Source organism: Bergeyella cardium (genome assembly GCF_009914665.1).
Classification (GTDB): domain Bacteria; phylum Bacteroidota; class Bacteroidia; order Flavobacteriales; family Weeksellaceae; genus Bergeyella_A; species Bergeyella_A cardium.
Genome location: NZ_CP029149.1, coordinates 1,805,750 through 1,817,926, shown reverse-complemented (window position 1 = coordinate 1,817,926; position 12,177 = coordinate 1,805,750). Strand labels below are relative to the sequence as shown.

8 protein-coding genes are annotated in these 12,177 nt (G+C 41.3%); all 8 read right to left on the bottom strand.

Features of this window, described 5'->3' with window-relative positions; genetic code table 11:
- Nucleotides 1-159: 159 nt before the first annotated feature.
- The 8 genes from carB to DBX24_RS08270 all read right to left on the bottom strand — a co-directional run bounded on the left by carB (nt 160) and on the right by DBX24_RS08270 (nt 12,078).
- The gene (gene carB, locus DBX24_RS08305) at nt 160-3,351 is read right to left on the bottom strand and encodes a carbamoyl-phosphate synthase large subunit (RefSeq protein WP_160224560.1); all 3,192 of its coding nucleotides are present in this window, start codon (nt 3,349-3,351) and stop codon (nt 160-162) included.
- 164 nt (nt 3,352-3,515) lie between these two features.
- Nucleotides 3,516-4,256 (bottom strand): transporter, encoded by a 741-nt coding sequence (locus tag DBX24_RS08300; RefSeq protein ID WP_160224559.1) that lies wholly within the window; start codon nt 4,254-4,256, stop codon nt 3,516-3,518.
- A gap of 9 nt (nt 4,257-4,265) precedes the next feature.
- Nucleotides 4,266-4,850, bottom strand: a complete 585-nt coding sequence (locus DBX24_RS08295) for a hypothetical protein (RefSeq protein ID WP_160224558.1) — start codon at nt 4,848-4,850, stop codon at nt 4,266-4,268.
- A gap of 47 nt (nt 4,851-4,897) precedes the next feature.
- Nucleotides 4,898-5,587 (bottom strand): hypothetical protein, encoded by a 690-nt coding sequence (locus tag DBX24_RS08290; protein ID WP_160224557.1) that lies wholly within the window; start codon nt 5,585-5,587, stop codon nt 4,898-4,900.
- A 193-nt stretch (nt 5,588-5,780) separates the two neighbouring features.
- Nucleotides 5,781-6,731 (bottom strand): hypothetical protein, encoded by a 951-nt coding sequence (locus DBX24_RS08285; protein WP_120489094.1) that lies wholly within the window; start codon nt 6,729-6,731, stop codon nt 5,781-5,783.
- Nucleotides 6,732-6,738: 7 nt separating this feature from the next.
- Complete coding sequence (carA, locus tag DBX24_RS08280; RefSeq protein WP_120489095.1) at nt 6,739-7,830, bottom strand: glutamine-hydrolyzing carbamoyl-phosphate synthase small subunit; 1,092 nt, start codon at nt 7,828-7,830, stop codon at nt 6,739-6,741.
- A 23-nt stretch (nt 7,831-7,853) separates the two neighbouring features.
- Entirely contained in the window at nt 7,854-8,744 is an 891-nt protein-coding gene (locus DBX24_RS08275) for an aspartate carbamoyltransferase catalytic subunit (protein ID WP_120489096.1), read from the bottom strand.
- 139 nt (nt 8,745-8,883) lie between these two features.
- Nucleotides 8,884-12,078: a cytochrome c biogenesis protein CcsA gene (locus DBX24_RS08270; RefSeq protein WP_160224556.1), complete on the bottom strand. Its 3,195-nt coding sequence runs from the start codon at nt 12,076-12,078 to the stop codon at nt 8,884-8,886.
- Nucleotides 12,079-12,177: the final 99 nt, after the last annotated feature.

The following is a 12,177-nucleotide window of genomic DNA, read 5'->3' as shown; positions in this document are numbered from 1 at the left end:
AAAAATGATTATTCAACACTCCTATTAATACCATCAACAGTAAGGTAGCCGTAGCTTAACTAATATGGATTTTTTCAGGAATTATTAGGAACACCTATTCCCCACGAATGTCGGGAATAGGTTTATTATTGTCTAAGCGCTCTCCACCCAATAAGTGCCTCATCGGCTATGGTGCATCGTTTCCATTTTGAAGGTCATACTTTCGATGACTTTCAGGATGGCTTCTACGGTGTCCATAGAGGTGAGGCAAGGGATGCCGTTTTCTACCGACATACGGCGAATTTGAAAGCCGTCGCGTTCGGATTGCTTGCCTTTGGTCGTAGTATTCACCACATACTGCACCTTTCCTTTTTGAATAAGGTCTATAAGATTGACATCTTCTTCGCTGATTTTATAACCGATTTTTGCCGTTACACCTTTCTCAGCGAAATATTTTGCTGTGCCTTCTGTAGCCCAAATTCTAAAGCCGATATTACTAAACCTCCTCGCCAGTTCTACTGCTTCGGCTTTGTCTTTATCGGAAACGGTGAAGAGGATTGCACCATAGGTTGGCACCTTTCTGCCTGCCCCTACAAGACCTTTATACAAGGCTTTTTCAAGGGTTTGGTCTTTGCCCATTACTTCACCTGTAGATTTCATTTCTGGACCGAGAGAAATGTCCACCTTTGATAATTTACTGAAACTAAACACAGGCACTTTTACATAAACACCCTCTTTATTTGGTACGAGACCGTTTTGATAACCTAAATCTTTGAGTTTTGCACCGAGAATAGCCTTTGTAGCCAGCTTTGCCATTGGTACGGCGGTGATTTTGGAGAGGAAAGGCACGGTACGGGACGAGCGCGGATTCACCTCAATGACGAATACATCCCCATCCGAAATCACATACTGAATATTCATCAGACCGATGATATTAAGACCTTTTGCTAGCCTTTGGGTATAGTCCACGAGGGTATCAATTTGCTTTTGACTGAGGTTCTGAGGTGGATAAACTGCAATGGAATCCCCCGAATGCACTCCCGCCCTCTCGATATGCTCCATAATACCTGGGATGATGGTCGTCTCACCATCGCAGATGGCATCTACCTCAACTTCCTTACCTGTAAGGTATCTGTCGATAAGCACAGGATGCTCAGGGCTTGCCTCTACGGCATTTTCCATATAGTGGGCGAGCTCGTTTTCATTATAAACGATTTCCATAGCGCGACCACCGAGCACATAGCTCGGGCGAACGAGTACTGGGTAGCCAATCTCATTAGCAATGTGTATCGCCTCCTCTTTTGAGGTGGAAGTTTTGCCTTTGGGCTGAGGGATGGAAAGGTCTTGAAGCGCTTTCTCAAACTTGTCGCGGTTCTCGGCACGGTCAAGGTCTTCGAGGGAAGTTCCGAGAATCTTAACACCATTGGCAGCGAGCTTATCAGCGAGGTTAATCGCCGTCTGCCCACCGAACTGTACGACCACACCTTTGGGCTTTTCAAGCTCGATGATGTTCATTACATCTTCTTCGGCAAGGGGCTCAAAGTAGAGCTTATCCGATATTGAGAAATCAGTGGAAACGGTTTCTGGATTATTATTGATGATAATCGCCTCGTAGCCCATCTCCTTAATTGCCCAAACGGAATGCACAGTGGCATAGTCAAACTCCACCCCCTGACCGATGCGGATAGGCCCAGAGCCGAGCACGATAATCTTCTCCTTAGTACTGACGATGGACTCGTTTTCGTCCTCATAGGTTCCGTAGAAGTAGGGTGTTTCGGATTCGAATTCGGCAGCGCAGGTATCTACCATTTTGTAGGTAGGCATTATGCCGCTTTCTTTTCTAAATGCAAAGACCTCGTTTTGGGTAGTCTCCCAAAGGTGCGCGATATTAAGGTCGGAAAAACCGAGCTTTTTCGCTTTGAGGAGGGTGGTTTTATCAAATTTATTTTGCTTAATGGTGGTCTCAAAGTCAATCAACTTTTTAATTTTCCATATGAAGAACTTATCAATTTTACTCCACTCGACGATTTGCTCCCAGCTGTACCCCCTTCGGAGGGCATCTCCAATGATGAAAAGCCTCTCGTCGTCGCAGATTTTTATTCTTCTTTCAATCTCTTCATCGGTGAGGGCATCAGCTTGTTTTTTCTTTAAACCGATATGGCGAATGCCCGTTTCAAGGGAGCGAATCGCCTTTTGCAACGATTCCTCGAAGGTTCTACCGATGGCCATCACTTCACCAGTGGCTTTCATCTGAGTGGAAAGTCGGCGGTCGGCAGTTTCAAACTTATCAAATGGGAAGCGAGGGAATTTGGTTACGACATAATCCAGTGCAGGTTCAAAGCAGGCGTAGGTCTTGCCAGTAACGGGATTCATTATTTTATCGAGGGTAAGCCCAACGGCGATTTTCGCAGCGATTTTCGCGATGGGATAGCCTGTAGCCTTGCTGGCAAGGGCTGAGGAGCGGGATACTCGGGGATTTACCTCTATCACATAATAATTAAAGGAGTGAGGGTCGAGGGCAAGCTGTACATTACAACCGCCTTCTATGCCGAGCGCGCGGATGATTTTGAGGGAGGCATTGCGAAGGAGCTGATACTCCCTATCGGAGAGGGTTTGCGAAGGCGCCACCACGATAGAATCCCCCGTATGAATGCCCACAGGGTCTATATTCTCCATATTACAAACGACGATGGCATTATCATTAGAATCCCTCATCACTTCGTATTCTATTTCCTTGAAGCCCGCGATGGACTTCTCGATGAGGCATTGGGTAACGGGGCTGTGCTTGAGCCCGAGCTCAACGATTTCTGTTAATTCTTCTTGATTGGAGGCGATTCCTCCCCCTGTTCCTCCCAAAGTAAAGGCAGGGCGGATGATGAGTGGATAGCCGATTTTATTAGCGAAGTCTAAGGCGCCTTCTAATGTATTAACGATTTCTGATTCTGGGACGGGCTCTCCGAGCTCGTTCATCAATTCGCGGAAGAGGTCGCGGTCTTCGGCGCGGTTGATAGCGGAGAGTTTAGTGCCGAGCACTTCTACTTTGCATTCTTCTAAAATGCCTGATTTTTCGAGCTCGACGGCCATATTAAGCCCCGTTTGTCCTCCGAGAGTGGGGAGGAGAGCGTCGGGTCTTTCTTTTCGGATGATTTGGCTTACGAACTCTAATGAAATGGGCTCGATGTAGACTTTATCGGCGATTTCTACATCGGTCATAATGGTTGCGGGGTTGGAATTAATGAGAATGACTTTGTAGCCTTCTTCTCGTAGTGAGAGGCAGGCTTGTGCGCCTGCGTAATCAAATTCTGCTGCTTGCCCGATGATGATAGGCCCGCTGCCTATTACGAGGACTGTTTTGATGTCTGTTCTTTTCATTTTACTTTTAGCCTTTGAGGGGGCGGTTTTATTTAATTTTTTTTCTTTCTCGTCAGTTGATGAGAGCCTTGTTTTTAGGATGAGCAAATATATTGATTTTAGAGATTATATTGCTTATGTTTTCTATAAAGAAAAATTACCTTGCCGTGATATAAGAAAACCCGTTAAAAATGAGATTTTAATCTATGAGTATAGAGCTCGGAAGACTTTTTAAATCTGCCACGATAGGAGACTCCAACAGATAAAAAAGGTTCTGAATAAGGTGAAAAGATAGGCTGAGCAATGAGAAAATCAAACTGTATATCCGGCTTGAAAATGTAGGCAAGCCCTAAATCGATATTATGACTGGGAGCAGAGCCATTAGAAAAAGTAGCAAAATATTCGGTGAGGAGGTTGATTCTTTTCGAGAGGGAAAAGCTGAGCTCAGTAACCATATCGTACTGAGAAAAATGGGCATCAGCACCGAAATTAGTGCCCAAAGAGAACCTCGAAGAGAGGGCATGCTTCGTAACAATAAGGAAATCGGTGGAGTATTTTTCGGCGTTTTGTGGCTCGTATTGTAGATTGGCAAAAAGGCTGATGGCGGGTAGCAACCCACGTTGCTCAGTAACGCCATACTTGGCCGTGAGGGTAATGGCATCTACCTCGGTGGAGGATTTCTGAAAGGAAAAATCTGCAGAAAGTTTTAGCTCTACCCCACTTCCAACGCCATAACGAAAGGCAAGATTATCGGAATATGAAGATTCACTAAAAGTAAAAGCATTCTCTATATGAAAGAGATTTTTGGGGAGGATGTAGGGGTCTTCGCTCTGGCTTGGGTTATCGGCATTAAGGAAATCCTCCTCCTGAGAAAAAGCAAGAGCAGAGAGAAATAGAAAAGAAAAAAAGAGGAGAGAGCGGAGCATATAAAATATTTATTGGGGTTCCAATTCTATAAAAGTATCATTAATAAGTCCATTGGCTCGAAGAATAGTTTTCGAGTCTTCCTGAGCAATCTGCCACTCAGCAACTGGCATATGAGTGACAATATGATATTGTAAGCTATATGTATTCAAGTACCAAAGTTGCATTTCCTCTTGCTCCATAAGAGGGTATGAAATAAAGAAAATTCCATATTCCAACTCGTGATATGTATAAAAATATCTGTCCTTAAATAAATCCAAAGGAGGGTCTGATCTAAACTGAAAAATACATTCTAAATCATTGTCTACCATATCAAAATCAGAGAATTCTATTTCTGATTTTTCATTATCTGATAAAAAATGTTTTTCTATACGGATATGCTTATTCTGAAAAAAAGGAGTAAAATCTTCCTCTTCATAATCAACATTTTCATTCTTTCCAAAAAGCCACTTTGGAATATAGAAAATAAAGAGAACTAATAAAAAAAGGAGAATAACAGGAATAAAAATAAGAAATAGAGTTGGCAATATATACTTTTTTAGTATATATGACCATAGTCCTTTTTTCTCTGCATATAAGTTTATCTTAAAGTTCATATTTTTTAATAAAGGCTATTCCCTTGTAAGAAAATAGCCCCTTTGAATTACAATCTAAGAGTAGTAGCTAAATAATCTAAGGAAATGTATTGGGTATAGGTGTAATCATAGACGCTAGTATCATCTTTTACCCCATTAAAAGCGATGATTTGCTTTGTTTTTTTAAGGAGGGTATTTCCTTTATATAAATAAAGTGTGAGGACTACCTGGCGGTCTCCATTAGCAGAAATACTCGCAAGGGGAGTTTGGCTATTGGAGGATGTATTTCTATATATGGCAAAAATGGTATTCGCTGAAATCCTAATGAGCTCACCTGCCTGAGCAGAAAATTGGGTATTTTTATATGTAAAAGTTCCTGAAGACTCTGGTTTAATCCCTTCCCCTTTATTACCAAATATTAAATAATTAGGAGACTTACTGGCGTCACCCCCATTTCCTTCCATTGCTGTAGATGTTCTAAAATGAAGGCCATTAGCTTTATGACTCTGCAAGTTTATAGAAACACGAGACACCCCCGTACTATAAGCAAGAGTACCATCGGCTTTGGCAACAACAGCTCTTGAATAATCAGCATCACCTGTTTTATCAGGGAGTTGTCTTGCTCTAATATTCCCGTCTACATCTAAGACTTCAGTAGACTGCTCAGTATTAATGCCTACTTTACCATCATAGGGAGACTGTGCATAGAAAAAGCTACTAATTGTAGCTAAAATAAATAATAGAAATTTATCCTTCATATTTCATATACTTTTTGCAAAAATAAAATTATTTATGAAAAAATATAATCTTAAATATAAGTGATAGTGATTTATAAGGTCTATTAATCGGAATATTAATTACTACATAAAGGTAATTGATGACCTCAGTCTGTCTGAAAAAGTGCAGTTTTTAAAGGTTTGAAATCTTATGGAAAACTGTACCGTATTATTCCTATTCTCCTGAGTATATTTTTCTTTTTAAATTTTTAGATTCTCCTTCGCATTCGGCGTGAAAGAGAGTAGTTTTTAAAGGCTTGAAATCTTGTAGAAGAGAGTGTTTAAGAGGGATTTTTTTGTATTTTCCATTCTTCTTCTCATCGAGTTGGCGCTCGTATTGTGAGTAAGAGAATTCTTTTGGGAATAGTATTTCATCGATGAGCTCTATTCTAAAGTTTTCATCTAAATAGAAATTTTGTGTGGGAGCTTTTTTTAGAAATTCAAGGTCATCTTCAGAGAATGTTTCTTGTTTTTCTAATGGTTTTCCATCGAGATTTATAATACCCTTTGCCCCTATTGGAAATCGAAAAATCCCAGAGTTTTTATCATCTGCCGGCATATAGTCTATTATAAAATCATTATAACCATCCGTTTGAAATGAAAACTGGTCGGTGTATTTTACCTCACTTTTTTCGGAGTACCTCAATTCGTGAGTATTTAAGTCAGCCAAGATGAATTCTTTTGGTAGGTTTTTGCCTTTATAAGTATCCTTAGTGCTACTGAAACAATTAGGTGAAGGGTTGTAAAATGCCTGCATTTGAGACAATGAGCCACCGATATAAACGCTATCGGAAATCATTTCTTTGTCGGTAGTACTGTATTTAATTTGATACCCTGTTTTTATGTTAGGATTTTTTCGCCCAAAAACAGAAAATGGAAGCTCTGGACGGTAGGGAGTGAGCTCAATGAATTTCTGATTTTTTATCTTCTTTTTAGTTTGGATTTCTTTAAGCTCCCAAGTTCCCGTAATGAAAGTCCCAAAGCCTACGACTAAAAAAGTTTTGTCTTTTTTGAGGCAGAAATTTGTTCCTTTATCCCTATAACAGTCTATAAAATCAGGTGCATTCTTCTGTGCGAAAGTTATGCTAAATATGAATACCCCGAGTATTGAAAATAAATTTTTCATTTCAATTTTATAAATAAGGTAAGCTCTTTTTCTTAAAATCCTCCATCATTTGGATGAAGTCATCAAAGAGGTAGTTGGCATCTTCTGGACCAGGGCTTGCCTCTGGGTGATACTGAACGGAAAAACACGGATGAATCTTATGGCGTACGCCCTCATTAGTGCCATCGTTGAGTGCAATGTGGGTTTCCACAAGGTCGGTATGTTTCAAGCTCTCCTGGTCAATGGCATAACCGTGATTCTGAGAAGTGATGGAAACTTTATTAGCTTTTAAATCAAGAACGGGATGATTGCCTCCGCGATGCCCAAATTTAAGTTTAAAAGTCTTTGCACCACACGCAAGACCGATTACTTGATGCCCCATACAAATGCCGAAAATAGGGATTTTACCGAGTAGCTTTCTCACGGTTTCGTGAGCGTGAGGAACATCCTGAGGGTCGCCAGGTCCATTAGAAAGCATAATGCCATCTGGGGATATCAGCAGGATTTCTTCGGCAGTGATATTGTGGGAAACCACAGTGATGTCACAGTTTCTCTGGGAGAGCTCTCTGATAATACCGAGCTTAGCTCCGAAGTCTATCAGTACCACTTTGAAACCTCTACCAGGGTTGGCATAAGACGTTTTGGTAGAAACCCGCGCAATCTGATCCGTAGGGAAAGAAGTAGCTCTAAGTTCAGCAATAACAGTAGCATCATCCGCTTCGGATGAGACGATTTTGCCTTTAACTGCACCCTTGCTACGAAGCAATCGGGTGAGCTTGCGGGTGTCTATGCCCGAAATCCCTGAGAGGTTTTTCTTTTTGAAGAGCTCATCAAGGCTAAGCTGTGAGCGGAAGTTAGATGGCAAGTCGCAGAGCTCTTTCACAATAAGCCCTTTTATAGCAGGCTCTATACTCTCGTAATCATCTCGGTTAATCCCATAATTCCCAATAAGCGGATAGGTCATACACACGATTTGCCCACAATATGACGGGTCTGAGATGAGCTCCTGGTAGCCCGTCATCCCCGTATTAAAAACCACCTCGCCAGCCGTATCTATATCTGCACCAAAGCCCTCGCCATAGAAGACTTCTCCTGATTCTAATATGAGTTTCTTATTCATTTTTTCTTTTTATTATATTGGGATTAGTTAAATTCTACACCGATTTTCTCCAAAGCAGCCTTGATAATCGCCATACGGGCATAAACGCCATTTTCCATTTGTTTAAATATTCTGGATTTAGGACTTTCTACAAGCTCATCGGCAATTTCTACATTTCTATTGATAGGTGCCGGGTGCATAATGATAGCCGTAGGTTTCAGATGCTTCTCTCTCTCGGGAGTAAGCCCATATCTTCTGTGGTAGCTGGAGAGGGAGAGCTCCATTCGCTCATCGTGTCTCTCGTGCTGTATTCTTAGAAGGATGAGTACATCTACCTCCTTAATCAGCTGGTCGAGTTGAAGGAAAGTTCCGTTGATAATTGCCCCCTCATCAAACCAAGCAGAAGGTCCAGAGAAATAGACCTTAGCACCTAATTTTCTGAGAGCTTCAGCATCGGAATTGGCTACACGGCTGTGTTTTACATCTCCTACGATACCTACTTTAAGCCCTTCAAACTTGCCATACTCCTGATAAATTGTAAGCAAATCCAGCATACACTGAGAAGGGTGATTACCCGTACCATCACCACCATTGACAATAGCTCCATTTATAGATGATAATTCTTTATAATATTCGTTCTTTCTATGCCTGATAACAAATAATTTAACACCTATGCTCTCCAAAGTTTTTACTGTATCATAGAGGCTTTCGCCTTTATTTACAGAGCTTGTAGTAGCATCAAAAGGGATAACATCCAAACCGAGACGGCGCTCAGCAACATTAAAACTGGTTTTGGTTCTGGTACTGTCTTCAAAGAAAAGATTGGCAGCAAAGACCTGACCTTTCACTTTAAGCTCCTTACCTTTTGAAAAATCAATAGCATCATCAAGGATTTGTAGAATTTGTTCCTTAGTTAAATCTGAAATTGTAAGCATATCATTTAAGTGTTTAGTTTCAAAAAAAAGCGAAGCCCAAAAAAGACTTCGCTAATATAAATTATATTTCTCGGCAGAGCCTGCCTTCTAAAAATTCATTAAAAAATACATTTGCATTCATTGGGCACAAATATAGGGATTATTTTTTATTCTCCAAGCGCTTTACTTTAAAGAAAGAAAGCACCGAAAGTAGCAGCATAACCCCAGAGCCAATATATACCCAAACAGGTACTGGTACAGGGTCTCCCGCTGCATAGGAATGCAAGCCACTGAGGTAGTAATTTACCCCGAAATAAGTCATAATCACCGAAGAAATAGCAAACATAGATGCAGAGTGAAACAGCCACCTCCCTCTAAGCCCTGGAACAAGCCTTAGGTGAATCACAAGAGCATAAACCATCACAGAAATGAATGCCCAAGTTTCTTTTGGGTCCCAACTCCAATAGCGTCCCCAAGATTCATTAGCCCAAATCCCTCCAATAAAAGTACCCATCGTAAGAGCAAAAAGCCCAATGGTGAGCGACATTTCAGAAACAATCGTAAGCTCCTTAATACTCCTGTTGTTATGATATTTAAACAAATCTTTGCCTGCAAGGATGTAAAATAAAAGGCAGATCACCGAAATAACAAACGAAAGCCCAAAGAAACCATAGCTAGCAGTAATAATCGCCACGTGAATGATGAGCCAATAAGATTTCAGTACAGGAACAAGGGGCGTAATCTGAGGGTCTAATGCAGAACCACCGTGTGCAAAGCCCATCATAAGAACCGCAACCATAAATCCAGATGCGGGAATAAGCGCATTAGAGTTTTTATAGAGGAAAAGTCCAGCACTAATACCCACCCAAGAGATAAAGACAATTGCCTCATAGCCGTTGCTCCAAGGGGCGTGCCCGGAGATATACCACCTGCCTACCAAACCGAAAAACTGTAAGACATAACCTATACAGCCTATAGCAATGAGGGTTTTAATCGCCTTATTGAGGATTTTATTCGGTTTAAAAAGTTCTATAAAGCCGAGTAATGTGAGTAGTCCTCCGATAACGGAATAGAATATCATCAGAACAAAATTGATATTCACCTTATTCATAAAGACCTCTACCTCTACTTTATTCTTAGAAGGCACTACACTTTTACCCCAAGTTTGCTGGTACTCGGAGAGTTTTTTTAGCTCGGCATCTGCTGCTACCCAGTTGCCCGACTTCTGTGCTTGAATTACAGAGTAGAAATAAGGTCCGAGAATCTTCTGCGCTTCTTCATCGGGTTCAAAATTAGAATTGAGCCAAGAGTTCCAAGTATGGTTTGGATCGTTTTTCACAGGAACGATTCTCACGAACTGACCAGAGAAAAATTCATTAAAAATCTGTACTCTCTCATTCACAGAAATCACTTCCTTGTCATAATTAGACTGCTCGGAAGGTTTCTTAGCAAAGGCCGTATTAAAATCTTCCTCTAATATATAGGTTAGCTTTCCTGTTTGGGGATTTACGGGGAAGAGGTTCATCAGCGAGGTATATCCCTCATCATTTGCTTTTGTCTTTGTTTTGAGGAGCTCACCGCCTTTGGTCCCTACTTTTATGAGTGGCACCATCGTCCAGCTTTCGGTATCGGTATTTATGGCGAGGAACCATTGATTTGCATCGAGCGATTGCCCCTCCGAGCCTCTGAACTTATCCCTCTTATAGAGTTTCCTTAAAACCTCCAATGCTTGAGTATTTACAGGGACTATTCTCCCCTCAAAATTTTGCACCAATAGGTAGCCAAACTTATCCGCGTGTGCTTTGGAGATATTCGTCTTTGCGATAATCTGGTCTGGCGAGATGTATTTTATCTTCTGCATTGAGGAAGCCGAAGCCGTAGAATTCCCTTGTGCCAAAGCATTAAAACCAAATGGAAGCATTAGCAGAGCGATGGCTAAATTCTTATTCGTGCTCATCTTTTTAAGTGTAGCACTGAGATTCCAGAAGTGCGAGCCTTTCCAGAAGAAAGACACGAACATTCCCAAGAAAAGCACAGTATAACCGATGTAAGTAATCAGTGTACCCCACCAGTCGTGGTTCACTGAGAGCCTCGTCCCCTGCCTATCGGGGTCAAAGCCCGATTGAAAGAAGCGATAACCTTTATAATTAAGCACATTATTCATATAAATTCTGTAAGGGGTTTCTTTGCCTTCATCTACAATCTGTATATGGCTCTCGTAGGCACTCGGTGAGGTACTGCCTGGGTAAGTTTCCATCACAAAGTCATCCAACCGAAGGTGGAAAGGCGTCGTATATACTTTTGGACCTACCCCGAGCATTATGTTCATCCCATCGAGGTTGATTTGTTTAAAGAGATTAGGGTTGCCCTTTTCCACCAATAATTCTACCTGCTGGGTAGTTTGAGGACCTTTCACCTCTAATTTTAATATATCGGGGAGATGCTGCTCTTTGGTTTTATCACCCTCAAAGGATTTGAGTTTCCCGCGTTTTAAACCATCTGGCACTACGATTCTAAGGTTGGCAATCGTATAGAGGCTTTTGAGTGCAAGAGGCTGCGCTTCATCTTTTTTAATCTCGGTAGTTTGCTGTGTAGCCATCGTAAGGTAAGAGGCATCTACAGGGGTTTTTATGTATAAATCTGCTCCTTCTTTCTTAAACTCAACCGCTCCATCAATCGCACGATTAAAGCTCACCAGCATCCCTGAAATATTCTTTGCTTCGCCAGATTTCAGATAATAATTCTCCCTTCCTGCTTCGCCTGCTATCACAAAGTGGAGGTACTCCTCACCGTTTTTATCCGCAATAAGGCTGTCTTTTTTTCTCTGAATGAAATCCACCTGCTGTACACTGATTTTTTTATCATTGAAATCATAAATTGCCTTGAAACGATGCGGAATGAGCTTCGCGATAAGCGGCTTATCCGATGCAAATAAAAAAGGAATGTCCCGATAATTCAGCCTGTCGCCATTCTCCTCTATTTGTATCTTGAAGAAAGATTTATCGCTAATAATTTCATTAGACATTTCCTTTTCTCTGATGAGCATTATCCCCTCGAAGCTGATGTATCGAGTAATCGCCCCACCGATAAAAATAAGAGCAAAAGCGAGGTGAAACGCAAGGACCGACCATTTTTCTCTCCTCCACAGCCTGTACCTCTCGATATTACCGATGAAGTTAATGATGAGCAGCAGCATCACTAACTCAAACCATTTTGCCTCGTAGATATAGGCTTTGGCGGCGGGTGTGCCGTAGTCATTCTCCACAAAAGTAGCATACGCCATCGCTACGGCATACACCACAAGCAATACCGCCATAGTGCGGGTAGAAATAAGTATATCAACTATTTTTTTCATTAGTTTCTCTGAAGTTTCATTTCGGCGGCAAAAGTAAGGATTATTTGGACAAATTGTCCAGCAAATTATTATAATAGAAAGGCGATATCACCTAAAAAA

Excerpts from the sequence above, each read along its gene's own strand:
- DBX24_RS08285 (WP_120489094.1), bottom strand. The coding sequence starts at position 6,731 with ATGAAAAATTTATTTTCAATACTCGGGGTATTCATATTTAGCATAACT.
- DBX24_RS08295 (WP_160224558.1), bottom strand. The coding sequence starts at position 4,850 with ATGAACTTTAAGATAAACTTATATGCAGAGAAAAAAGGACTATGGTCA.
- DBX24_RS08290 (WP_160224557.1), bottom strand. The coding sequence starts at position 5,587 with ATGAAGGATAAATTTCTATTATTTATTTTAGCTACAATTAGTAGCTTT.
- carB (WP_160224560.1), bottom strand. The coding sequence starts at position 3,351 with ATGAAAAGAACAGACATCAAAACAGTCCTCGTAATAGGCAGCGGGCCT.
- DBX24_RS08300 (WP_160224559.1), bottom strand. The coding sequence starts at position 4,256 with ATGCTCCGCTCTCTCCTCTTTTTTTCTTTTCTATTTCTCTCTGCTCTT.
- carA (WP_120489095.1), bottom strand. The coding sequence starts at position 7,830 with ATGAATAAGAAACTCATATTAGAATCAGGAGAAGTCTTCTATGGCGAG.
- DBX24_RS08275 (WP_120489096.1), bottom strand. The coding sequence starts at position 8,744 with ATGCTTACAATTTCAGATTTAACTAAGGAACAAATTCTACAAATCCTT.
- DBX24_RS08270 (WP_160224556.1), bottom strand. The coding sequence starts at position 12,078 with ATGAAAAAAATAGTTGATATACTTATTTCTACCCGCACTATGGCGGTA.